General features: G+C 35.2%; 21 protein-coding genes and 6 pseudogenes. 11 read left to right on the top strand and 16 right to left on the bottom strand.

Going from position 1 to position 24,255, the window contains the following annotated elements:
* Positions 1-53 precede the first annotated feature (53 nt).
* Complete coding sequence (gene tnpC, locus OPR58_RS05085; protein WP_265023147.1) at positions 54-992, bottom strand: IS66 family transposase; 939 nt, start codon at positions 990-992, stop codon at positions 54-56.
* A gap of 234 nt (positions 993-1,226) precedes the next feature.
* On the opposite strand from tnpC (OPR58_RS05085), the gene OPR58_RS05080 reads away from it, so the two are divergent.
* Positions 1,227-2,192 carry an IS110 family RNA-guided transposase gene (locus OPR58_RS05080; RefSeq protein WP_265022277.1) on the top strand — a complete coding sequence of 322 codons (966 nt, stop codon included), beginning with the start codon at positions 1,227-1,229 and terminating at the stop codon, positions 2,190-2,192.
* A 70-nt stretch (positions 2,193-2,262) separates the two neighbouring features.
* On the opposite strand, the gene OPR58_RS05075 is transcribed toward OPR58_RS05080, so the two are convergent.
* A complete protein-coding gene (locus OPR58_RS05075) occupies positions 2,263-2,439 on the bottom strand; it encodes an IS66 family transposase zinc-finger binding domain-containing protein (protein WP_406846499.1) in 177 nt (58 codons plus the stop codon).
* Complete coding sequence (locus tag OPR58_RS05070; RefSeq protein ID WP_265022268.1) at positions 2,439-2,687, bottom strand: DUF6444 domain-containing protein; 249 nt, start codon at positions 2,685-2,687, stop codon at positions 2,439-2,441. The genes OPR58_RS05075 and OPR58_RS05070 overlap by 1 nt, the downstream gene beginning before the upstream one ends.
* 171 nt (positions 2,688-2,858) lie before the next feature.
* On the opposite strand from OPR58_RS05070, the gene tnpC (OPR58_RS05065) reads away from it, so the two are divergent.
* A complete protein-coding gene (tnpC, locus tag OPR58_RS05065; RefSeq protein ID WP_320109902.1) occupies positions 2,859-3,818 on the top strand; it encodes an IS66 family transposase in 960 nt (319 codons plus the stop codon).
* A gap of 153 nt (positions 3,819-3,971) precedes the next feature.
* Here the strand turns inward: tnpC (OPR58_RS05065) and OPR58_RS05060 are convergent, their stop codons facing one another.
* The 5 genes and pseudogenes from OPR58_RS05060 to OPR58_RS05045 all read right to left on the bottom strand — a co-directional run.
* Positions 3,972-5,159, bottom strand: coding sequence for a molecular chaperone DnaJ (locus OPR58_RS05060; protein WP_265023111.1), 1,188 nt, complete (start codon positions 5,157-5,159; stop codon positions 3,972-3,974).
* A gap of 226 nt (positions 5,160-5,385) precedes the next feature.
* Positions 5,386-5,496 (bottom strand): hypothetical protein, encoded by a 111-nt coding sequence (locus OPR58_RS11280; RefSeq protein WP_353281069.1) that lies wholly within the window; start codon positions 5,494-5,496, stop codon positions 5,386-5,388.
* 162 nt (positions 5,497-5,658) lie between these two features.
* Positions 5,659-5,742, bottom strand: coding sequence for a hypothetical protein (locus OPR58_RS11275; protein ID WP_353281068.1), 84 nt, complete (start codon positions 5,740-5,742; stop codon positions 5,659-5,661).
* 172 nt (positions 5,743-5,914) lie between these two features.
* Positions 5,915-6,301: pseudogene (locus tag OPR58_RS05050) on the bottom strand (exopolysaccharide biosynthesis protein); the annotation flags it as partial.
* Positions 6,302-6,309: 8 nt separating this feature from the next.
* Positions 6,310-6,696: pseudogene (locus tag OPR58_RS05045) on the bottom strand (transposase); the annotation flags it as partial.
* Between the two features lie 109 nt (positions 6,697-6,805).
* Between OPR58_RS05045 and OPR58_RS05040 the strand changes: the two are divergent.
* Positions 6,806-7,765 (top strand): IS5 family transposase, encoded by a 960-nt coding sequence (locus OPR58_RS05040; RefSeq protein WP_265022394.1) that lies wholly within the window; start codon positions 6,806-6,808, stop codon positions 7,763-7,765.
* 48 nt (positions 7,766-7,813) lie between these two features.
* Here the strand turns inward: OPR58_RS05040 and OPR58_RS05035 are convergent.
* Positions 7,814-8,368: pseudogene (locus tag OPR58_RS05035) on the bottom strand (IS110 family transposase); the annotation flags it as partial.
* 232 nt (positions 8,369-8,600) lie between these two features.
* Positions 8,601-8,780 (bottom strand): annotated as a pseudogene (locus OPR58_RS05030) (exopolysaccharide biosynthesis protein); the annotation flags it as partial.
* Positions 8,781-8,863: 83 nt separating this feature from the next.
* Between OPR58_RS05030 and OPR58_RS05025 the strand changes: the two are divergent.
* Positions 8,864-9,798: pseudogene (locus OPR58_RS05025) on the top strand (IS982 family transposase).
* Between the two features lie 128 nt (positions 9,799-9,926).
* On the opposite strand, the gene OPR58_RS05020 reads toward OPR58_RS05025, so the two are convergent.
* The 4 genes from OPR58_RS05020 to OPR58_RS05005 all read right to left on the bottom strand — a co-directional run bounded on the left by OPR58_RS05020 (position 9,927) and on the right by OPR58_RS05005 (position 14,205).
* Positions 9,927-10,082 (bottom strand): hypothetical protein, encoded by a 156-nt coding sequence (locus OPR58_RS05020; RefSeq protein ID WP_265023107.1) that lies wholly within the window; start codon positions 10,080-10,082, stop codon positions 9,927-9,929.
* 347 nt (positions 10,083-10,429) lie between these two features.
* On the bottom strand, positions 10,430-11,677 hold the full coding sequence (locus OPR58_RS05015; protein WP_265023106.1) for a WD_0033/WD_0034 family tandem repeat-containing protein: 1,248 nt from the start codon (positions 11,675-11,677) through the stop codon (positions 10,430-10,432).
* A gap of 189 nt (positions 11,678-11,866) precedes the next feature.
* Positions 11,867-12,955, bottom strand: coding sequence for an IS481 family transposase (locus OPR58_RS05010; protein ID WP_019236582.1), 1,089 nt, complete (start codon positions 12,953-12,955; stop codon positions 11,867-11,869).
* Between the two features lie 305 nt (positions 12,956-13,260).
* The gene (locus OPR58_RS05005; RefSeq protein WP_264336326.1) at positions 13,261-14,205 is read right to left on the bottom strand and encodes an IS110 family RNA-guided transposase; all 945 of its coding nucleotides are present in this window, start codon (positions 14,203-14,205) and stop codon (positions 13,261-13,263) included.
* Positions 14,206-14,426: 221 nt separating this feature from the next.
* Here OPR58_RS05005 and OPR58_RS05000 point away from each other — a divergent pair.
* The 6 genes and pseudogenes from OPR58_RS05000 to OPR58_RS04975 all read left to right on the top strand — a co-directional run.
* A pseudogene (locus tag OPR58_RS05000) lies at positions 14,427-14,801 on the top strand (phage tail protein); the annotation flags it as partial.
* A 665-nt stretch (positions 14,802-15,466) separates the two neighbouring features.
* The gene (gene ltrA / locus OPR58_RS04995) at positions 15,467-16,768 is read left to right on the top strand and encodes a group II intron reverse transcriptase/maturase (RefSeq protein ID WP_265022346.1); all 1,302 of its coding nucleotides are present in this window, start codon (positions 15,467-15,469) and stop codon (positions 16,766-16,768) included.
* Between the two features lie 170 nt (positions 16,769-16,938).
* Entirely contained in the window at positions 16,939-17,586 is a 648-nt protein-coding gene (locus tag OPR58_RS04990; protein WP_265023158.1) for an ankyrin repeat domain-containing protein, read from the top strand.
* 25 nt (positions 17,587-17,611) lie between these two features.
* A complete protein-coding gene (locus tag OPR58_RS04985; protein WP_236514967.1) occupies positions 17,612-18,073 on the top strand; it encodes an ankyrin repeat domain-containing protein in 462 nt (153 codons plus the stop codon).
* 106 nt (positions 18,074-18,179) lie between these two features.
* On the top strand, positions 18,180-18,455 hold the full coding sequence (locus OPR58_RS04980) for a hypothetical protein (RefSeq protein WP_017532679.1): 276 nt from the start codon (positions 18,180-18,182) through the stop codon (positions 18,453-18,455).
* Entirely contained in the window at positions 18,364-19,878 is a 1,515-nt protein-coding gene (locus OPR58_RS04975; RefSeq protein WP_265023105.1) for a recombinase family protein, read from the top strand. The genes OPR58_RS04980 and OPR58_RS04975 overlap by 92 nt, the downstream gene beginning before the upstream one ends.
* 15 nt (positions 19,879-19,893) lie before the next feature.
* Here the strand turns inward: OPR58_RS04975 and OPR58_RS04970 are convergent, their stop codons facing one another.
* Positions 19,894-20,982, bottom strand: coding sequence for an IS481 family transposase (locus tag OPR58_RS04970; protein ID WP_019236582.1), 1,089 nt, complete (start codon positions 20,980-20,982; stop codon positions 19,894-19,896).
* A gap of 404 nt (positions 20,983-21,386) precedes the next feature.
* Here OPR58_RS04970 and tnpC (OPR58_RS04965) point away from each other — a divergent pair, with 404 nt between their 5' ends.
* Positions 21,387-22,730 carry an IS66 family transposase gene (gene tnpC, locus OPR58_RS04965; protein WP_265022247.1) on the top strand — a complete coding sequence of 448 codons (1,344 nt, stop codon included), beginning with the start codon at positions 21,387-21,389 and terminating at the stop codon, positions 22,728-22,730.
* 85 nt (positions 22,731-22,815) lie between these two features.
* On the opposite strand, the gene tldD is transcribed toward tnpC (OPR58_RS04965), so the two are convergent.
* Positions 22,816-24,246: a metalloprotease TldD gene (tldD, locus tag OPR58_RS04960; protein ID WP_264686764.1), complete on the bottom strand. Its 1,431-nt coding sequence runs from the start codon at positions 24,244-24,246 to the stop codon at positions 22,816-22,818.
* Between the last annotated feature and the right edge of the window lie 9 nt (positions 24,247-24,255).

Genomic DNA, 24,255 nt, shown 5'->3' with positions numbered 1-24,255 from the left:
TATTCCAACTTATAGCAGTAACCGTTCACGGATTGTGAGAATGAATTAAAGAACTAAGCAGTGACAGCTACTAGATTCTGTAGCTTTTGAAAGGGATTCTGGCCATTTAGACGTGATGTCAAAAATATCGACAACATTCTTTCCACGAATCTTTCTCCACGTTCTGACCAGGTGAAAAAGCTGTTTTTACGATAAATTACGTACCGTCTAATTTGCCGTTCTGCAAGGTTATTAGTTGTTTCTATCACTTCAGGTTTTCTTAAAAACTTCCACATCATATCCTCAGATCGTAACATCTTAGCGGCCATTCTTGAAGCTTGAGTGCTATTTGCAACCCTCGTCATTTTACGTAAAAAATGTTTTACCCTTTTCCGAATTTTTCGCACCAGTCGATAAAATCTCAAATTATCTATCAAATTTTGTTTTTTTGCCTTATCTACTACAAACACCTTATTGCTGAGCGATTTTAGTGCTTGGCCAATTTTGCTCACTTCAACATTTTTACTATGGGCAAATCTCTCAAAATCTCTTGCCAGATGTGCCCAACATATCTGTCTATTTTCACGATTGAAGTAATTGTATACAGCGTATCTATCGCTCACAACTATACCATCATATTCTGGCAGTAAACTCTTCAACACCTTCTTACCACGAGACTCGCTTACCTTCAGAAGTGTCAACGCTTTGTTTGTTATTACCCAACTCCAGCCTCTCTTTCCTTGATTTCTGTGCCCTGTTTCGTCTATATGCAAATACTCGCTTCCTTGCAACTCTTCCTTCATTTTCTCATATTCAGATGCACACTTCTTCGATACCCTGCGTTCAGTATTTGAGACTAAACCAAGGCTTATATTTAGATTAAAAATACTGCCCAAAATTTGCTGTACCTCTCTTTTTGAGTTAATAAAAAAGCCGCTAAGGCTGCTTATAACTGTTTTAGCATTGGGTCCTAGAAAATCTCTTGCAACACCTTCGGGTAAATTTGCTGTAATTCTTTTATTACATACTCTTATATGTTAAAAACAAGTCTTTATAAATGTCACGAAATGGCGGTATAAAGACACGCAGAGAGGAGGAACCGTACATACTCTTGGTCATAAGGACCGTTTTGCAGCAAGGTTCTCCTCTCTGGTTTATTATACTGAAAGTTCCGAACAACTGGTTGAGCTTTTAGGCTCGTATATAAGGGTGGAAAATGCAGTATACACATTATTTATGGAGGGATTATGAATTTATCAAATATTATTACTGGCATTGATATTAGCAAAAATAAACTAGATATCCATATTCATCCACTTGGACATCATAAAGTATTTGAAAATAACGTTCAAGCTATTGATCAAATAATCGACTTTTTGCGTTTACATAACGTAACCAAAGTTCGACTTGAAGCAACTGGTGGGTACGAAAAATTATGTGCTTATACTTTATTAAGCCATGGTTTTGAAGTATATGTCATTCAACCAAGATGGGTGAGAGATTATGCAAAAAGCCTTGGTATTGCTACTAAAACTGATAAAATAGACTGTAGCATCATCTCACGTTATGTTAGTAATACAGACATGCGTGTCACTCCTTTAAAAGTTAGTAGTATTGACTGTTTGAAGCAAAAATTATCTCGCAGGAATCAACTAGTAGAAATAGCAAAAATACAAAAAACCCAAGCTCATCAAGTAACCGATTTATCTATAATCAAACAAATGGAAGAGCTACTTGCAGTTTTACAAAATCAAATTCAAGTCTTAGAAGATGAGGTAATGGAATTAGTCGATAAAAATCAAGAGCTTAAAAAAAAGTACATGTCAATAACTAGTATACCTGGTGTAGGTGCAATAACAGCTATTACTTTTATTTGTTATCTACCCGAGCTTGGAACTCTCCAACATAAAGAAATATCCAGCCTTTCCGGAGTTGCACCTTTTAATCGAGATAGTGGTTTTAGTAAGGGAAAAAGGTGTATTCAGGGTGGTAGATCACAAATTAGAAAGGTTTTACATATGTGCATTCTTAGTGCGCAAAGGTACAATTCTTATATAAAAATCTTCTTTGATAGGCTATACAATCAATATAAAAAACCATATAAAGTTACCTCTACTGCTGCAATGAGAAAATTACTTATCCTTGCTAACTCTTTAGTAAGAGACGGTAGACTGTTTACTGAGGAGTATAGCCCTAAAACTGCTTCTATATAGCAATAGCATAGCTGTGAATAAGTACGCCCACACAAATTTTAAGTACTTATTCACAGCTACATCAATTTTTCTATTGACTTTTAACACAACTGCTACAATGTCCTCTTTGCAACCTGTACTCAGTTACAATTGGCTTAATTTCTGGCAACTCTGCCTTCTGATGAATAATTTCATCTTCTAAAGTAATCTTACCTCCACACATACAAATTGTATCAATTGTGCATCTCACTACCTCGTCTGCAGCCATTAATTCACGCTTATGCACCTTATGTCCTGGCTGACCTCCTGGTTTTTTATCACTTTTCTTTTTTGCTTTCTTACGATATATATCTCGTGATGGTGGCAGCGATGAGAATTTTGCGAATTTAAGCCCAATTTGTCTTCTAATTCAACTATTTTTGCTTTCAAGCTATCATTTTCTCTGATCAGTGCTTTTATTTCTTCCTTGAGATTAGCGTTTTCTGCTACAACCTTTTCTTGCAGCACTGTTGTCATTTACCCATTCCATATTTAGATTCCTATCTCTTTACACTTTTATACTTACTTTGTAAACCACCTTATCTCCGTGAACGGTTACCCTTATGACCAAGAGTATGTACGGTTCCTCCTCTCTGCGTGTCTTTATACCGCCATTTCGTGACATTTATAAAGACTTGTTTTTAACATATAAGAGTATGTAATAAAAGAATTACAGCAAATTTACCCGAAGGTGTTGCAAGAGATTTTCTAGGACCCAATGCTAAAACAGTTATAAGCAGCCTTAGCGGCTTTTTTATTAACTCAAAAAGAGAGGTACAGCAAATTTTGGGCAGTATTTTTAATCTAAATATAAGCCTTGGTTTAGTCTCAAATACTGAACGCAGGGTATCGAAGAAGTGTGCATCTGAATATGAGAAAATGAAGGAAGAGTTGCAAGGAAGCGAGTATTTGCATATAGACGAAACAGGGCACAGAAATCAAGGAAAGAGAGGCTGGAGTTGGGTAATAACAAACAAAGCGTTGACACTTCTGAAGGTAAGCGAGTCTCGTGGTAAGAAGGTGTTGAAGAGTTTACTGCCAGAATATGATGGTATAGTTGTGAGCGATAGATACGCTGTATACAATTACTTCAATCGTGAAAATAGACAGATATGTTGGGCACATCTGGCAAGAGATTTTGAGAGATTTGCCCATAGTAAAAATGTTGAAGTGAGCAAAATTGGCCAAGCACTAAAATCGCTCAGCAATAAGGTGTTTGTAGTAGATAAGGCAAAAAAACAAAATTTGATAGATAATTTGAGATTTTATCGACTGGTGCGAAAAATTCGGAAAAGGGTAAAACATTTTTTACGTAAAATGACGAGGGTTGCAAATAGCACTCAAGCTTCAAGAATGGCCGCTAAGATGTTACGATCTGAGGATATGATGTGGAAGTTTTTAAGAAAACCTGAAGTGATAGAAACAACTAATAACCTTGCAGAACGGCAAATTAGACGGTACGTAATTTATCGTAAAAACAGCTTTTTCACCTGGTCAGAACGTGGAGAAAGATTCGTGGAAAGAATGTTGTCGATATTTTTGACATCACGTCTAAATGGCCAGAACCCCTTTCAAAAGCTACAGAATCTAGTAGCTGTCACTGCTTAGTTCTTTAATTCATTCTCACAATCCGTGAACGGTTACAAAAGATCGGTCAATCTGATGAGACAAAAGTCGATCTTTGGAAAGAGCCTGCAAAGATGATAGTAGTCTCCAATCTCCAAGAAACGCAAGCTACTCTACATAATAAAGGAACTCACACTATACTTTAATACTCTGCTCTGCAAATTCAATTGTTTGAGGTTTTTTAGGTAACTGCTCAGTGCGAGCACTAGATAGATCAGTGCTTATTTCATCAAAATTTCTCTCAGCAAGTTCATTTGTTACCTCTGCAAAGCATTTTCTAACAAGAGGCATAATAATTGGCATTAGTAGTTTTCTTGGATCGTACCATTTCAATAAGTCAGTTTCCTTTTCCACTCTATCCCTTGGATCCTCTTCTAACAAATCTTTTGTATGTTTTTCAGTGTATATTTCACAAGCTTTCAAAAAAACAGGAGCTAATATTTCAATAAATGTTGCTAATAACAACATTGGACCAAGTATAACTCCACCAATAGTTATTCCATTAGCAATGAAATTTGTTGCAATTAAATAAACAGAAAAAGCAGCTAAAGGATACGTAACAAGAAGTTTGCTACCTAGCATTATATAGCTAACTTTATTTATAAATTCATCGGTAGAAATCTCTGAATTTTCATATTTTTTCATATAATGATTTAGTAAAAAAAGAGTGACTTTATTGATAAAGAAGTTGAGTAGTATGATCGCACATGAAAAGTAGCAAGCTATAGTAATAGTAATTAGTAGAGCCAAGGGCACACAAGCAAAATTTCGAAGAGTTAATAAAGCATTTTTACGTTCTATAAACTTTAATGCTAATGCTTTTTTGTCTTCTTTTATTAGATTCTCTTTTTTATTTAGAGGAAGAATGTAAGAATATAATTGCGTAATATAATCTCTTAATAAAACATCCTCAGAAAGCTTTTTTTCTAACATAGAATTCAATTTTTCAAAATCTTCGCCTATAGCTTCTTTACCGATTCCCAGCTTTACAAACAATTTCTGCCTATAGCAAAATTCTCTTTCTGTTAAACGACCATTACTTTCAGCATTAACACTCACTTTAATACAAGGATTACCTGACTCTAAAGGTTCAATGTATTTTTTTAGTCCTTGATAAGCATTATAAATTTGATTAAATCTATTTTTATCTCCACCTTTATCAGGGTGATTTACAAGCACTAGCTTGTTATATTGTCTCTTTAAAATTCTACTAAGCTCCTGATAATTCTTACCTACAACCTGTACAGCTTTTAGTTCTAATAAATCGAATAGCTCAGTATTATTATTAAATTCTTGATTAGTTAATTTGAAGTGTTGATTCATTTTTGTCCCCACACAAATACATAGTACTTTGAGTATATTACACTTAAATATTTTTTGCAAGTGATCAGTAGTAACTTAGATGTATTACACTATAGTGTGAAGGTATATGGAATATTTTAGAAACATTCTTCATTTTGTTTTAGTTTCTATGAACAAGGTTAATTTTCATTATATATGGCAGATATTATTATGGTAATATTAATAATCCTTATGATATAATTATCTTTTAAGGCTTTACTTTAGCTCGAATAAAAAGATCTAGAGCAACATGACGATCTTGAACGCTTGCACTGTGAACATCTGCCATAATAACTAGGCCTACTGTGTCTACAACAATATGACGTTCTCTACCCTTTATTTTCTTGCCAGCTATAGATCCCCTTTTTGAGTAGTCTTCACTGATTAACTATCAATTATTCCTACTGATGGTGTTTCATTTTTGCCAACCATTTTTCTTACCTCTTTTACTAGCATATCATGTATTTTTTCCAATTTGCCACTACCTGAGAAAATAGTCGTACACTGTTTTCCATGCGGAAAATCTTTTGCTCCACTGGCAACCACCTCTCATTATATACCTTATTGTATTGATAATTATTCTGATATTGTGCTTTCTTAGCCGACCTATCGCTCCTTGTGTAACACTTGGCTCTCATTCTTTGTCACTTATATCGCTTGTTACCCTCCTATTTTTTGCTTACCTCATCTTATTCCCTTCTTTATTCACTTTCAAAATAGGTTCTCACAGTTAAAAATTAACCATATACACAACTTTTGAGAAAAGAAAACGTACTAATTATAAGCTGTGGTCCTTTAACCATTACAATAAGAGCAAATAATATTCCACATAAAGATACCAACACTCCAAGTATAGAGACAAGCCCATCCTTACTCATAATACCAAGTGAAATAAGAGTTGTACCGATTGCTGGAATAAAGTGAGTTAACGGAAACGGATTGGCTATCACCAACGCACAAACTAACATTATAAATGCCAAAATCTTTTCACCTGGCTCTAGGAAGATAAAGGACATTCTTGGTTTCATGAACTTTTCTATTTTTTTTAATGCAGGTAAAGTTTTTTTGACCACAAGGTCTAGTGTTGAACGTTTAAAGGATTTGCTTTCCAACCAATTTGGCATCTACCGTCTTAAACATCAAGATAAAAATTATTGTTTTTTATCATAGCATTTAAACAAATGATGATTTTTCTCATTACAGCAACTAAAGCAACTTTAGCGGCTTTGCCGGAGTCAACTAAACGCTGGTAAAATACTTTCATTTTTTTATTATGACGCATTGCAACCACAGCAGACATGTATAATGCTTTTCGAGCATAAAATCTGCCACCTATGACTTGGGCCTTGCTTACTTTCCTTCCGCTTTCACTAGTTTTTGGTGCAACTCCAACTAGACAAGCTATTTCCTTATTATCTAACCTGCCAAGTTCAGGTACCTCTATGAGTAGGATACTTGCGGTTTTCCGTCCAACACCTTTATAGCTAGTTAGCAGTTTGCTTTTTTCCTTCAAATCAGGAAGGCTTTGTTGCATAGCTAGTGTTGGTTGAGGTTATTGTAAGGAGAAAAGCTTATGGTTACTAACGCATTTTGTTGTAAAATAGGCATTTTTCAAACAAGTATAACTTATGCCACAAAAAATGAGAGTAAGTAACCAAAGAGAATATAATGAGTTTCTAAAAAAAAGAGGAAATGTTTTTCATTTTGTTAATCAAGCCATAGAAAATTGGTATGAAAATAGTCCAAAAGTTGCAGGTGGCAATAACACTTATAGTGATAAAGTTGTAATTTTAATACACATAATAGTTCATCTTTTTAGAATTGGCTTGAGACAAGCTGTAGGTTTTGTAAAAGGTTATATGGTACAAATAGGCAAAAAACTTAAGATTATCAGCTATACACAAGCTTCCAGAAGATTTAAAAAGCTTAATTTGAAGATTGATGACCATAGAAGCAATAAAGATGATCTGGAAAATGTTGAAATTGCCGTAGATAGCACTAGAGTTAGTATCTACAATAATAACGGTGGGCATAGTAAGCTTAATATTCAAAAAAGAAAATACAGTGGTTATGGTCAAGTAAGAAAATTACATGTTATTTTAAACATAAATGATAAGAAAGCAATAAGCATGAACTACACTAGTGGTGTTGCTGTAGACTATTTGCCGGTCTGCGATATGTTAGAAGAAGTCAGTGATAAATATAACATTTGTTCTATTCGAGCAGATGCGGCTTATGATATAAAAAGTGTGTATAAAGAATGCAGAAAATACAATATTGTGCCTATTATTCGCCCTAGGAAGGATACTAAAATTTGTTTAGCTGACTACTTATCAGAAAGAAACAAGTATATTAGTAGAATTAGGTCATATGAGAATTATGAAGATGGTATTAATGAATGGAAGAAAAAAGTTAAGTATGGAGCACGGTCTTATATTGAAGTCTTTTTCTATAGGTTGAAGCAAATATTTGGGTTTGGCTTGAAAAATAAATCAGAGGTAAATCGTGAAAAAGAGCTGTTAATTAAGTGCTACTTACTGAACAAATTTACTGATATTGGTATGGCTAAATTTAAATTAGCTGCGTAAGTTCATTGTGATTTACATGCCTATCAGTGCTATGCAACAAAGCCATTCTGGATCAGAGTTTATTATATCTTCTATGTCTTGCCTAACTTGCTCTAATTGTTTTTTTGCAAATTCTATCTGTTTTTCTATATATTCCCTGGCTTTTCCTGTAACCTTATGCAAACGACACTTATTTGCGTGAACTTCATCGTTTAGATTGCGCTCAATTGCTCTTAGCTCTTTTAGTTCTTCTTGCTTTTGTGAAACTATGTATTCTATTACTTCGTCATTTTTTGTGATAAATTCAGCATATTTTTCTAGTAATTTTGCATCTAATTTATCTGTTTTTGCAAAGTGGTTGCAGGCTTTTGCAAATGCATATACCCGATTTGGGTGAGCTCTGTGAACAGCTATGTTATATTCCCGTAACAACTTTATGACAAGTTTTTCATAACCACCTGTTGATTCTACTACACATAACCTAACAAATACGTTAACTATTTTTGACTTTATAAACTCAGATATAGCTCTTTCTACATTTTCTATACGCTGATGTTTATTGTTAATTGAGATATCAAGTGTTTCTTTTGAAACATCAATACCAATGAAAACTGTTCTAGCCATTTTTGTACCTATAAATATAATCAAATAATAATGTAAATGTTGTACAGGATTGTGATTCGATCTTTTTGATCCCCCTACCGTTCGTACTCCATTTTTTAAAGCAAGGAGTGTACTGAGATGCCTACGATTTCTATCAATCAATCCAATTGACAGTATCACTCCTTGCTCATTATAGCCTTGCGGCTTTGATTTAATATACAATCCAAGGAGAATGAAACCCAAGCAGAAGCTACAGTGAAAATAAGATTAAAGGTATGGAAAGTATAGTTGTATAGCCAGGTGGAACTGGTATAGGTACAGACAGTGGCAAGGAGAAAATAATTATTAAAATACCAAAACCACGTTCTTGTAGAGCTGTTTTAATTTCAAACAACGTCACTTTATTACTATTAGTATTACCAACCCCAGTTATGGATTAGAAAATAGATAAAAGTAGAACTAAGAAGGGGGAAACAGGGTAAACTCGAGTATTTTAGTAATAATAAGAGGTTACCCATGAAGAAAGATATTACAGAACTGTACTGTTGCGTCGAGGATTTTTGTCGTGCGGTAGATGATAATTTTGCAAATAGGTTCTTATCAAAAGGCAAAAAACCAACCAGAGTAACAGAAATAGCGCACTCAGAAATTCTAACCATAATCCTGTTATACCATAAATCACCATGTAAAAACTTCAAGGCTTTTTATCTTTGTTATCTTCAGTTATTCTATAGATCAGAGTTTTCAAAGCTGCCTTCATATCACAGATTTATTGCCTTAAAGCCGCGAGTTTTGTGGTATTTAGCATTACTTTTGCAATGGTTCTGTGAACAAGCGAAAATGACCGGTACTTCCTACATCGACACCTCTACGATTGCCGTTTGCCACAAAAAAAAGGATCTCTAGTAACAAAGTTTTTGATGGTTTAGCAGAAATTAGAGTGTTATTAGTAAGTGGTATTGTGTTTTATATTATGGAAATACATATACTAGGGATAGTTATAAGAGCACGTACGGTTGGTTTTTTGGCTTCAAGTTGCACTTGGTGATTAACGAAATTGGAGAAATTCAAGCACTTACTCTAACTAGAGGTAACGTTGACGACAGAAAATCTGTGCCAACTCTAACCAAAAAACTAACTGGACTTTTGTTTGGAGATAAGGGCTATATAAAGAAAGAGCTCTTTGAGAAACTCTTCGATAGAGGTCTAAAACTCGTCACTAAAGTGAAAAAAGGTATGAAAACGCACTGATTTCGCTGAAAGAGAAGATTTTACTAAGGAAAAGATCGATTGTTGAGACTGTTTTCGACTCCTTGAAAAACAAATTTGAGATTGAGCACACAAGACACAGATCGCCAACAAATTTCCTAATTCATGTTTTTTCTGTTCTGATTTCCTACTCCATGCAGTCAAAAAAGCCTTCTATTTCTAAGCCTTACTGTGTTGGTTAATCCATAACTGGGGTTAATAGAACCCCAACTCGCAGTAATTCTGTTAGTAGTTTAGCTTCTAATAATATCCATTCAAGTTTTAGTAGTAGTATGGATGGCAGTATTGAGTCTAAAAGCAGTTCTTTCAGTTACCTTGGTGGTTCTGATAGTGGAAGAGGTACATCTATTCCTTCTACACCAGAGAGGATGATTATTTCTTCGGACGACTTAATTAAAACTAGGTCACAATTGAGAAAAGTAAATTCGCAGGAAAAAATAGGTGAACAACAGCCTTCTACATTCATGTCTGGTCAAGAGCCAATTCAGGTGACACAATCTTTGCAAACATCAAGATAAACAAAACAGCTCACCTTCTTCAAAAGGATGTTACTTATTCAGTAATGTCCTTTTATTTCTTATTACAATATAGATTTTCGATTATATTTTAGATAAGTTGTTAAAAATCTTAGTTTATTGCATACTTTATGCAGATATTATTGTGGAATTATTAATAACTCCTGAAACCTGAATTATGTATTAATAATTAAAAAGAGATCGATAACTTATAATTACGAGATTTACGATGGAAAAGTTAATGAGCATCTTTTAAATTCGATCAGACTTAGCTAAAAAAATCGAGATTTTCAATAATTTATCTAAAATCTAATCCAGAAATCGGGTTTGAAGAGTGGATAGTAGGCTGCTCTACTTTTTCAAGCCTGGTATTAGGCTCTAAATTACTACACAATCCAAAACTTACGCAAGCTAACCCAGCAATTCCAATAACTATCCCTAGTATATGTATTTCCATAATATAAAACACAATACCACTTACTAATAACACTGCACCAACAACTCCAGCTAAAATTGGTTGATTTGATGATTTTCCATCTTTAGTAATGCCATATCCAATATTAAAATATGGTTCAGCTTGAAATGACCTATTTGGTTCTTGCATATTAGTTTGCGTAAAAGTATTTTGGTCTTTCTTATTGATTTTACAGATGGGTTGATTTGTATGACGATTTTCTCTGTGCCACTCAGTGTTATTTTCTGCATCTTTCTCAAATATATTAACGATTTCTTCTTGCTCATCAGTAATAAAATTCAAAGAATTTTCTTCGTCTTTGTTTTCCTCTTTTACACTGGTTTCACATGTGGGCTTAAGATCTTTGCTTCCTGTTGAAATATTTTGGGTTTCTTCACTATTTGCAAACATAGTTTCGTGTATTTCAAGATCTCTACAGTCTTTATTGATACCCTCACATCTAGTTTCAACATTACTACTTGCAGCTTCAACTTCTATATTCAGAACTTCCTCAAACTCCTTCAGAATAAATGCAATTTCTTTACAATTTTGTTTATTAGTATAATCAATCAGTGTATAGCTTATCTCTTGACCTTCTGCTTTCTTTACTTTCACTTTTTGGTTGAGAATTTCTTTCAAAATACCATTCTTTTTAGAAGCTTCTAGAACTCCTCTAACAGCTTTACTATTTTTCTCTAATATGCAGGATACCAGTGCTGTGTAAGTTATTGTTAGACCATTTGGCAATTTTTGGGTCAATTCCTCACTGAGAACATCCTGTAAGATTCCTTGATTTATTGTTTCTTGTAAAAGCTCCTCAAAAGCTTGATTATTTTTATAGAACATAGATTGGCACAGCAGCGTCAGAGTCCCTTCCTTTTCCTCATCTTTGTAAATTATTTTTTTTGTAAGAAGTTTCTTTGTGTTATAATTAGATTTATTAAATTTTTCACTAATACTTTCACCGTTTTCTATCTTCTTTAATAGCTTGAAAAGCTTTTTTTTATCTTCATTTGTAAAATTATCCTGATCACCTGCAAGCTTATAGATTATATTTTTTTTGTTCTTGATCTTTTTGAACTTTGGCATCATATTTCTTTCTCTACAATATTTAATTTTATAAATTAGTTACATTAATAACTTATTAATTGCTTAATTAAGGCACCAATTTGTAAAATTTCTCCATCTGCTCACTCCACAACACCGGTATTTCCCTCAAGTCAGATAAGCTTCAAACCTCTCGGTTGTGTACTAGACACAACTTAATCTGACAGCAACGAATTAACTGACAGAAGAATTGAGGTAGTTAAAACTAATATCAGTCTCTTGTTTAACGTTACTAATATTTTTCTGAAAAGCAATGTGTTTGCTATCAAGAAAAGTCTGCATAGGCGTTTTACCATAGCAATATTTACCTGAGTGAGGCCTGGTCTCATTGTAAGAGCGTAACCAATGATCAACATCTATCTGCAAATCTTCTAAAGAACTGTAGATTTTCTTTCTAAAGATAATATTGTAACACTCATCTTGCATAGTTTTATGAAACCTTTCGCATATGCCATTAGTTTGTGGTGAATTGGCTTTAGTTCTTGAATGATCAATATTTTCAATTCCCAAATAAAGCTGATAAGCGTGATTTTCTGGTTTACCACAATATTCTGTACCTCTATCAGTCAAAATGCGCAATAATGGCACGTTTTGTACATCGAAAAATGGTATTACTCTATCATTCAGCAAGTCGGCAGCGGTAATAGCAGTTTTATCTGTATAAAGCTTAGCAAAAGCCACTCTCGAATATGTATCAATAAAAGTCTGCTGGTAAATGCGCCCAACGCCCTTGATATTGCCTACGTAATAAGTATCTTGAGACCCTAAATAACCTGAGTGTTCTGTTTCAATTTCACCGTGAGCTTCTCTTTGCTCTTTAACTTTTTCCAATGCTGCAAGTTGCTCTTCAGTTAAAATTATGCCGTCTTGTGCAACCTTTGCTTCAAGGGCTTTAAGTCTTTTTTTGAACGTTTCAATGTCATTTCTTAGCCATACAGATCTTACGCCACCTTCGGAAATTATTACACCCCTTTTTCTCAGCTCATTTGCAGCTCTTTGTTGTCCATATGCTGGAAATTCTGTAGCTATGCCAATTATTGCCCTTTCTATATCTTCGGAAACTCTGTTTGCTAATAGGGGTTTTTTCTTACTTATTTCATGTAATGCTCCTTCTCCCCCACTTTCATATAACTCCTTAAATCGATAAAATGTATCACGCGAATAACCCATCACCTTACACGCTTGTGATACGTTACCTAATTGCTTTGCTAGTTCTAATAACCCTAACTTTGGTTTTAGTATTTTTGTTTGTATCGTACTCATATCTAACACTCCTTTCTTTTATTATTTTATAACTTACTTTTTTAAAGTGTCAGATCAAGTTCTATCTAATACAGACAACTATGTTTTTTAAAATTTTTTGAATTTAGTTTCATTACAACTTTTGTTTGTAATTTTGTTTTTTATTCGAGTAAAAAGTGCATTTTTGACAATAAAAACCCTAACTTAATCATAGAAAAATTTTGTATCAAACAACAGTTACTGCTTAGATCTTATGGTTAACGAATATGTGCTTTAAATGTGTGTAGACGCACATATTCGTTAACCTATTTTCTATGCAGATTTTTTTAATTCACATTGACTGCTTCTTTAAGCCTCGCATTGGCAATTACTATGATTTTACGCATTAGAGCTGTCATAGCCACCATCTTCTTTTTACCTTTACCAACAAGCCTTGAATAGAAGGCACCAAGCGCAGACTTAGACCTTGAAGCAGACATCGCAGCTGTAAAAAGCTTTTCACGAACGTTGCTTCTGCCACCACTTATTCTGCGATAACCAATAGTTTTACCACTTTCTTTCGGATGAGGTGCAACTCCAGCAAGACTTGCAATTTCTCCCCTACTTACATAACCAAGTTCTGGCATTAGACACAGAAAATCTTGAGATAATTTTGCACCTATTCCTGGAACTGTTTTAAGGATTTTTTGGCGCTTTTGTAACTCTGGATTCTCATCAATAATTTTTTGTATGGTATTGTTGAGCTCATCTATCTGGCTATTAAAGAATTCAATAGTTTTCTGACAGCTTTCTTTTATATGGTCGTTTTCAGGTGCTGCAAGCCTAGATTTCTCTTGAGCTCTCATTTTTGTAATGTCATCACGACGTTGACAAAGTGCAACTAAGGTTGTTTGTTCTTTTGACATAGGTGCAAATAGAGATAGAGTACTATAGCGTTCAAACCCATACTGAGCAAGGGCTCTTGCATCTGATTGATCAGACTTTGCTAAAGTTCCATGAGATAGAACAAAGCTTTTTACTTTGCGAGTATTAGCTCGATGTACAGCAATATCTTTATCAACAAGAAAATGTGCTAAGCCAAGCTCATATTTTCCAGTGTTTTCCAGAGTTACTAAAGAATTAGGTAAGATATTTGAAAAATCTTGAAACAATTGTTGCCAGCCAGCAGTATCATTGTCGAATTCGACAGCGTTCTTCTGTTTGTGAACTGCAACAACATTTTTAAATTTTCCGATATCAATGCCAATAAAATTTTGATAAGATGTAATCATAATAACCTCGATTAGTTTTAATTAATTTAAGATTGTAAACGGGTGCATACATATGTCCCATGCAACTATTCAAACGTATCGAGAGATGGGCTAGTGTACCTTGATCCGAACGGTTATAATACCAACAGTTGGTCGGTCGCACACGCCCGTGATAACTCTATTCCTATAGTGAGTAGGGTTATCTTCCCTCTTATCTCCTTTATATCATATTTTTAACTTACAACAGTTGGAATTTAGGAGAAATAAACGCATGTTTTCCAGTTGGTAGTGTAGAGGAAAGAGGAAATAAATTTGTATTGGGAAGCGATACACTTTCAGGGCAACGTTGGAATTTAAAACACAAACCAATTTTAGAAAGATTCAGTATTATCCATCGTTACAAAGTAGAAAATTATACAGATCAGAAGGTCAGAAAATATGTTTTAGCAGAACACAACGTTTACTATAAAAATGACTCAGATTCAGAGCAAAAAGACTCAATACACGAATTAGAAAATTACATTTTAGTGTTTTACCCAGGAGTACTTAGGTGGCACGAACATCGACATTTGCACAGAAGTTGGAAAAGTAGTCAAGTAATATCTCTAATAAGCTAAGCATTTATATTTAGATCCTCATATATTATATTAATAATAGGTAAAAGTGTATGAAATAAAAAGAAAAAGACTTGCTTTCTTATGCTAAAATAGACATGACTTGAATAGCAGCAGGTAAATATAAGAAATTTATCTGACGCTAGAAAAGCTAATTTTGTGAGGTATGAAATGGTGCGCCAAGAAGTGCTTGGAGAACAGTTGGTGAAAATCCAACATAAACAAAGTCTAGCCAACAGTTTAGAACAGACCACTATGTTGCATGAGGTAACGAGTGTAATAGAGCTAGTGGAATGGACAATGCAGGGTACAACGAAAGTGAAGGGATTGAGTCCCGAAATACCTGAAGACATAGAGGTCGACATTTTCATTTCGGTGGAAGACAGCATGAGGGATAATGCAAAGGCGAGTTATCACTCACTCTATCGGGATCTGAGACCGTGCCATGTATTGAAATGGACTTCAAGTGAACTTGGGAGATCCTATGCATTCCTATAAAGGTACGCTGGAACAAGTCAACAAAGGCAAGAACTAGCGGAAGATGCAGAGGAAGTCGGACTGATTGATAGTACTCGGAGTGTGGGAAAGCCACGTACAAGGGGAAGCGATCAGCAATATAGTAACTGGTATAGGGATTGCTATGCCAATACAACGGAGGTTGGAATAACATGCAAGATAAACTAAACCAGATAGCAGTAAGAGCAAAGCAAGATAAGCGACTGAAATTCACATCGCTAATACATCTAATAAATGTAGGAAACCTTGCAGAGTGTTATAAAGAGCTAAAGCGTAACAAGGCTTGTGGAATAGACTGGGTAACAGTGGAAGCTTACGGAGAAAATCTAAAAGAGCGACTGGAAGGACTAGTGGATAGTATGAAGGGAAAGCAATATCAACCACAACCGGTGAGGAGGGTGTATATACCAAAAGCCGGAAGTAAAGAGAAACGCGGACTCGGAATACCATCAACTGAGGATAAGTTGGTACAGATTATGCTGAAGAAGATATTAGAAAATATTTACGAGGCAAACTTTCTGGACAGCTCATATGGATTTCGACCTGGAAGAAACTGTCATCAAACGGTAAATGCACTAGATAAAGCAGTTAGGTACAAACCAATAAACTACATTGTAGAAGTGGATATCAAGAAGTTCTACGATAATATACAGCATAAATGGCTAATGAGATGTCTAAGGGAACGAATAACTGACCCAAATTTACTGTGGTTAATAAAGCGTTTTCTTAAGGCAGGGATAGTTGAAGCTGGATATTATGAAGCAACAAAACAAGGTACACCCCAAGGTGGTATAGTAAGTCCTGTATTAGCAAATATATACTTACATTATGTGTTGGATTTATGGCTTGAAAAGAAATTTAAACCAAGATCCAGAGGATATATACAACTAATAAGGTTTTGCGACGATTTTGTGGTTTGTTGCGAAAGTAAGGTAGACGCGGAAGAATTTCTGGAATTACTGAAACAAAGGTTAAATAAATTCGGGTTGGAAGTATCTGAAAACAAGACCAGAGTAGTAAAGTTTGGCAAGAGGGAGTGGCAACAAGCGATAAGAGAGAAACGAAGGACGGAAAGTTTCAATTTTCTGGGGTTTACGCACTATGGTGCAAAAAGTCGTCTTGGTAGATTAATGATGGGACATAAAACCTCAAAGTTAAATCTAGCCAGAAAACTAAAAGAAATCAAAGAGTGGTTGGAAAAAGTCCGCGGAAGTATTCGACTTAAAGATTGGTGGCAAGTACTGAAGGCTAAATTAACAGGACACTATAACTACTTTGGTATTAGCGGAAATTATTGGTGTTTAAAACAATTTTATACATCAGTAAGAAAGCTAGCATTTAAATGGATAAATCGGCGTAGTCAGAAAAAGAGTATGACCTGGGAACAGTTTGTACACTACGTAGAAGTAAATCCATTACCAAAGCCAAAAATACATTTTTCTTTATATGCATAAGAGGGACGACTGTGAAAACTAATATTGATGAGCCGTGTGCGGGAAATCTGCAAGCACGGTTCTTTAGGGGGAGTTGTAGTAATAAAACTCAAACGAGAGGAGTAAAGCTACAGCTTCTACCAAACAGTTTTAGCAAGAGTAAGTTTTTTAAAGAAGTATCAAGTAACGATATTAATAAAAGAAATGAAGAAGGAGAGACGATATTGCACCAAGCAGTAGAAATCTCCGATTACACAACAGTGAGGTTATTAATAAAAAAAGGGGCAGAGGTTAATGCAAGAGATAAAAATGGTTATACACCTCTGCACTGTGCAGTATTCGCAAAAAGTTTAGAAAATGTAAAAGTGCTGCTAAGAGAAGGAGCAGAAGTAAATGCCACTCAATATGTCACTGGATGTACGCCACTCCACTCTGCGTGCAAAGGAGCAGGAGTTGAAATAATAAAAGAGCTGGTAAAGGCTGGAGCTGAAGTTAATCAACTGAATAAGTACGGCGCAACGCCAATGTATTACATCTGGGAAAGTGAAAAGTATCGTCTATGTGATAGCAAAGAGAGTGAAAAGGCGAGTAAATTTTTGAGAGAAAAAGGAGGAATAACAAAAAGTAGAGAACTGACGTGCTATGGAATAGAGGGGCTAGTGGGAGAAATAGCAGACATGTTGAATGGGAGTTATTTGCCGGAGCTAAAAATAATAGAGATAGGAGAAATAAGGAAGAGAGACAAATCGCTAATAAAGAAAGAATGTCAAAATTTAGCAAGCAAGATAATCAGCCAAGTGAATGCAATGATAGATGAGGTGGTAAAAAGGAAGGCTTAGGTTTAAAGAAAAGGTGGGGTAAGTTATGGTAAAGCTGGGTAAAAAAGATAAGTCACTATTAGAGAACTCGTTTAAAAATATTTATGAAAGAGACGAAAAAGGAAGAACAGCTCTACATTATGCAGTAGAGGTAAAAACAGTGAGGTTATTAATCGAAAAAGGAGTAGATGTGAATGCAGCAGATGTAAGAGGACATACAGCACTGCATCTAGCGATAACGGAGAAACGTCTAGAAACAGTTAGAGAATTGATAAAATCAGGAGGGAATGTAAATGCTGAAGAGTATGGCAATAAATGCACTCCGCTGCATCTTGCATGTATGGTAGGAGAAAAAGAAATAGTGGAGGAGCTAGTAAAAGCAGGGGCTGAAATAGAGCAAGCAGATAAATTTGGAATAACAGCGATGGATTATGCGAAAAATAGCAAAGAAATAGCCGAGGTATTAAAGAAAGAAACAGAGAAAATGGAAAGTTTGTTAAAAAAATAAGAGTCGTATCAGAAAGCGCAACAGCAGTTGGTAAAGGAAGGGCTAGACCAAATTTGAAGGCTGTAGCTGATAAAAGTTGGTCTTTTTCATAAGAGTAAATGGATTGATGGAAAAAAGGAGTGGTAAGGCTCCTTGCACTACAAAAACATTTGCAGGAGAAACTATGAGAAAAAGAACATTAACTTGCCGATACGAGCCAGATGAATTAGCGGAACAACATCTAGCAGACGCCTATGAGCTGTTACTAAGGTATGCGGTAAAAAGAAACAATGAAAAGGAGATAAAGAAAAATGATAACAGTGGCCTTATATGCAAGAGTTTCATCGAAGAGTCAAGCGCAGAACAATACAATAGAGAGTCAAATTGCCGAGCTCAAGCATAGAATTGCTGCAGATAAGCATGAGTTATTGAATGAGTATGAATTTAAGGATGATGGGCTTAGTGGGTGGAGTTTAGAACGTGAAGGTTTAGATGCATTACGTGATAAAGTAGGAGAAGATCAAATTGATAAAATTTATATTCATTCACCTGACCGACTATCAAGAAAATCTGCACATCAAATGATATTACTTGATGAATTTGAAAAAGCAGGAGTAGAAGTAATATTCTTAAATCATAAGACTGAAAATAATCCAGAGTCTAAATTGTTATTGGGAATGCAAGGATTAGTGGCAGAATATGAGTGTACAAAGATTATGGAACGTAGTCGTAGGGGAAAACTCCATAGAGCAAAAAAAGGCTGTGTAAGTGTAATTGGCATTGCACCTTTTGGTTATAATCGTATAAAGCATGTAGATAGAGAAAAGACAAAGTTTGAAATAAATGAAGAGGAAGCAAAAATAGTAAAGCAGATATTCATGTGGGTAGGGCAAGAGAGAATAAGTATAAGGGAAGTGATACGTAGACTAAGAGATAAGTCAATTAGAACAAGAACTGGAAAGAAGGTGTGGTGTCCAATAATAATTTGGAAGGTGTTAAGAAATCCAGCATATAAAGGACAAGCAGCGTTTGGTAAATTAAAGAGGGTTGAAAAAAGAGAAAGAAATAAACAAAAGATTTCTATCTGTCGCACAGATGAGGACAGCTGGATTTATATACCAGTACCAAAAATAGTTGATGAAGGGTTATTTAATAAAGTACAAAAGCAACTGGATGAAAATAGAAAAAGAGCAAGGATGCAGAGAGAGGGAGGAAAAAAGAAATACCTATTACAAGGTCTAGTTGTGTGTCAAAACTGTGGATATGCGTATAGTGGTGCACAATGTGGAGTTGAGGGAAAAAAGTTTAGCTATTATCGCTGTAGTAGTACTATACGTATTACTGATGGTAGGGAGAAGTGTACTAATAAATTGGTCCGTACAGATATGTTAGAAACAGCTATATGGGAAAAGGTGAAAAATTTACTAAAAAACCCAGAGATAATAAAAAATGAGTATCACCGTAGAATTGCAGAAAATAAAAATGATGAATCATCAGATAAGAAGTTTGCAAGAAGGGAAAATCAAATAAAACAAGGCATCGAAAAGTTAATGGAAGACTATTATAGTCAAGAAAATGTAGGAGATAAAGGATATATAAGTGAGGAAGAATTTAAACAGACGATGAAAAGAATGAGGGAACGCTTAAGAGGGATAGAAGAAGAGAAGAAAAAGGTAGTTGATCAAAAAGCAATAGAGAAGGGAATGAACCTTATCATCAACAGTATAAAGAGTCTTTATACTAGTATAAAATCGAACTTGGAACAGCTAGATTGGCAAACTAAGCGTGGTATCATTAAAGCATTAGTTGTACTAGACACAACTTAATCTGACAGCAACGAATTAACTGACAGAAGAATTGAGGTAGTTAAAACTAATATCAGTCTCTTGTTTAACGTTACTAATATTTTTCTGAAAAGCAATGTGTTTGCTATCAAGAAAAGTCTGCATAGGCGTTTTACCATAGCAATATTTACCTGAGTGAGGCCTGGTCTCATTGTAAGAGCGTAACCAATGATCAACATCTATCTGCAAATCTTCTAAAGAACTGTAGATTTTCTTTCTAAAGATAATATTGTAACACTCATCTTGCATAGTTTTATGAAACCTTTCGCATATGCCATTAGTTTGTGGTGAATTGGCTTTAGTTCTTGAATGATCAATATTTTCAATTCCCAAATAAAGCTGATAAGCGTGATTTTCTGGTTTACCACAATATTCTGTACCTCTATCAGTCAAAATGCGCAATAATGGCACGTTTTGTACATCGAAAAATGGTATTACTCTATCATTCAGCAAGTCGGCAGCGGTAATAGCAGTTTTATCTGTATAAAGCTTAGCAAAAGCCACTCTCGAATATGTATCAATAAAAGTCTGCTGGTAAATGCGCCCAACGCCCTTGATATTGCCTACGTAATAAGTATCTTGAGACCCTAAATAACCTGAGTGTTCTGTTTCAATTTCACCGTGAGCTTCTCTTTGCTCTTTAACTTTTTCCAATGCTGCAAGTTGCTCTTCAGTTAAAATTATGCCGTCTTGTGCAACCTTTGCTTCAAGGGCTTTAAGTCTTTTTTTGAACGTTTCAATGTCATTTCTTAGCCATACAGATCTTACGCCACCTTCGGAAATTATTACACCCCTTTTTCTCAGCTCATTTGCAGCTCTTTGTTGTCCATATGCTGGAAATTCTGTAGCTATGCCAATTATTGCCCTTTCTATATCTTCGGAAACTCTGTTTGCTAATAGGGGTTTTTTCTTACTTATTTCATGTAATGCTCCTTCTCCCCCACTTTCATATAACTCCTTAAATCGATAAAATGTATCACGCGAATAACCCATCACCTTACACGCTTGTGATACGTTACCTAATTGCTTTGCTAGTTCTAATAACCCTAACTTTGGTTTTAGTATTTTTGTTTGTATCGTACTCATATCTAACACTCCTTTCTTTTATTATTTTATAACTTACTTTTTTAAAGTGTCAGATCAAGTTCTATCTAATACAAGCATTAGTAGAACGAATTCAGATTAGTCATGACCAGGTAGAGGTGGCATTTAGAATCGAAGAACCAGCCCAGGATGGAGAGATTTTTAATTTGCAACATTGTACTGGACGTCATAGCAAGGAAGGCAGAGAGATTTGTTAAGTAGTTTTTGCATCTATATGGTAACCGTTCACGCAATGGCGTCAACTTAAGAGCCTTCATTAGCAGACTCTCCTAAAGACATGATGGCGTTTAGGCTTATCAACTTTGTCCATTCACGGTATAAGAAAGTAGTTTACAAAAATTGCATAATTAGTATAAAAAACAATAAACTAGATAGATGAGGGGTTGATGATAGAGGTGCTACAAGAAAAGATTGTGGTATTGGAGTCAGAAGTTGGTACTCTGAAAGCAGAGAATGATAAGTTAAGGACAAAAATAATTGAGCTAGAGGATAAGCTGGGTTTAAATTCAAAAAATTCATCGCTGCCACCATCGCAAGATGTATATCGCAAAAAGACAAAAAAGAAGAGCGATAAAAAACCAGGCGGGCAGCCAGGACATGAAGCGCACAAGCGGGAATTGATGGTAGCAGATGAGGTGGTAAAATGTTCAATTGATACAATTTGCATGTGTGGAAGCCAAGTTATTTTAGAAGAAGAAACTGTGCATCAAAAGGTTGAATTGCCAAAAATTAAACCGATAGTGACTGAATATAGGCTACAAAAAGGCTACTGTAAGGCGTGTAAGAAAAGGATCTCAGCTAGTCTGCCTGAAGGTGTGACAAGGGATCTTTTAGGAGCTAATGCAAAAGCAGTAATTAGCAGTTTTAGTGGATTTTTTATCAATTCAAAAAGGGAAGTACAGCAAATTTTGAGCAGCATATTTAATCTGAATATAAGCCTAGGTTTGGTATCAAAGACCGAGGGTAGAGTATCAGAAAAATGTATATCTGAATACGAAAAAATAAGAGAAGAGCTACGGAAAAGCAAGTATTTACATATAGATGAAACAAGCCATAGGAACCAGGGAAAGAAAGGTTGGAGTTGGGTAGTAACGAATAAAACAGCAACACTTATGAAGTTAGTTGGATCTCGCGGAAAGAAGATATTAAAAGGGCTATTGCCAGAGTATGATGGAATAGTTATAAGCGATAGGTATGCTGCGTATAATTACTTTAATCGTGAAAACAGACAGATATGCTGGGCCCATTTAGCAAGGGACTTTGAAAGGTTTTTTTACAGTAAAAATGTTGAAGTGAGCAGAATTGGCGCAGCATTAAAATCGCTGAGCAACAGGGTATTTGTGGTAGATAGAGCACGTAAACAAAACCTGATAGACAATTTAAGATTTTTCCGGTTAATGAGGAAGATTCGAAAAAGGGTGAAACATTTTTTGCGAGAGATAACAAGGGTTGCAAAAGGAACTCAGGCCTCGAGAATGGCTGCCAATATACTACGTTCTGAAGATATGATGTGGAGATTCGTGCGCAATCCTGATCTGATCGAGACAACCAATAACCTTGCAGAACGTCAGGCTAGACGGTACGTCATTTATCGTAAAAATAGTTTTTTCACTTGGTCAGAACGTGGAGAAAAGTTCATTGAAAGAATGCTTTCGATATTTTTGACTGCACGTTTGAATGATCAGAATCCTGTCCAGAAACTACAGAATTTAGTCGCTATTCCTGCCTAATTGGGAATATTCCGTGAACGGTTACTCTATATGAGCTAGTTGAATAATGGTTACAATATAATTGTACAGCATGAGCTGAGTTCGCTTAGCCCTTATCTACATATTCAGTTCCACCAACAGTTATTGCATCGACCTTGAGTGTTGGCTGACCAACTCCAACAGGCACATTTTGTCCGTCTTTTGAGCACGTACCAACACCAGGATCTAACTTTAGATCATTACCAATCATTGATACTTTTTTTAGCACTGTTGGCCCATCACCAATTAGCGTTGCTCCTTTGACTGGTTGTGTAATTTTACCATTTTTTATTAGGTAAGCTTCCGAAGATGAGAAAACAAATTTTCCTGATGTTATATCAACTTGTCCACCACCAAAATTTACTGCATATAGGCCTCTCTTTACACTGGATATTATTTCTTCTGGTGTATATTTTCCTGGCAACATATAGGTGTTTGTCATGCGTGGCATGGTAACTTCTTTGTAACTTTCTCTTCTACCATTACCAGTTGGGCTTACACCCATGAGTTTAGCGTTCATATGATCTTGCATATATCCTTTTAGAATTCCATCTTCTATAAGCACATTATAGCCAGGTAAAGTACCCTCATCGTCTATGCTAATAGAACCACGCAAATTAGGTAGAGTTCCATCATCAATTACAGTAATGTTACTGGCTGCCACTTGTTTACCCATAGAATTTGAAAATGCCGAGATTCCTTTACGGTTAAAATCACCTTCAAGTCCATGACCTACAGCTTCATGCAATAATATTCCTGGCCAACCTGAACCTAAAACAACTGTCATCTCTCCAGCCGGAGCTGGAATTGCCTCAAGATTTACCAGCGCTTGCTCTAACGCTTGATTTGCAACTTCTTTCCACTTCTTCTCAGAAACAAACTTACTATAAGAGTCTCTTCCACCGTGCCCTGAAGAGCCTTTCTCAGCTCGGCCATTTTTCTCTAGGATGACTAATACATTAAAACGTACCAAAGGCCTAATATCGCTTAACCTGTGATCACCCTTTATTATTTGTACAACTTGCCATTCTCCACTTAGAGTTATTTTTACTTGCTTCACGTAGTTATTCTTGGACCTTACATACTCATTAACCTCATTGAGTAGTTTAATCTTTGAGTTCAGATCCATTTCATTTATGGGGTTAATCTTTGAATACAGCTCTCTTGTTCCCTCATTTAAGTTTATTGAATTTGTTTTGTTTAAAGATACTGAGTTTTTCACTATAGAAGCAGCGTTACTAATTTCCTTTTCGCTAATTTCAGAAGAGCAAACAAAAGACGTACTATCCTCACAAAAGGACCTTAACCCAAATCCCCTTCTGATATTCAAATCCATGTGTTTCAATATGTTATCATCAAAAACCAGGGACTCTGATTGGCAAAACTCTAAAAATAGCTCACCACCATCACTATTGCTCAAAGCGTTGTTGACTATTTTATATACATTATTAATATTAACATTGTTCTGAGCAAAAAATATTTGATCTAGATTTGGCATTACCTTTGA

The organism is Wolbachia endosymbiont (group B) of Ischnura elegans (assembly GCF_947251585.1).
Classification (GTDB): Bacteria; Pseudomonadota; Alphaproteobacteria; order Rickettsiales; family Anaplasmataceae; genus Wolbachia.
The sequence above is the reverse complement of the archived record's forward strand: the minus strand, read 5'-3'. Positions and strand labels throughout refer to the sequence as shown.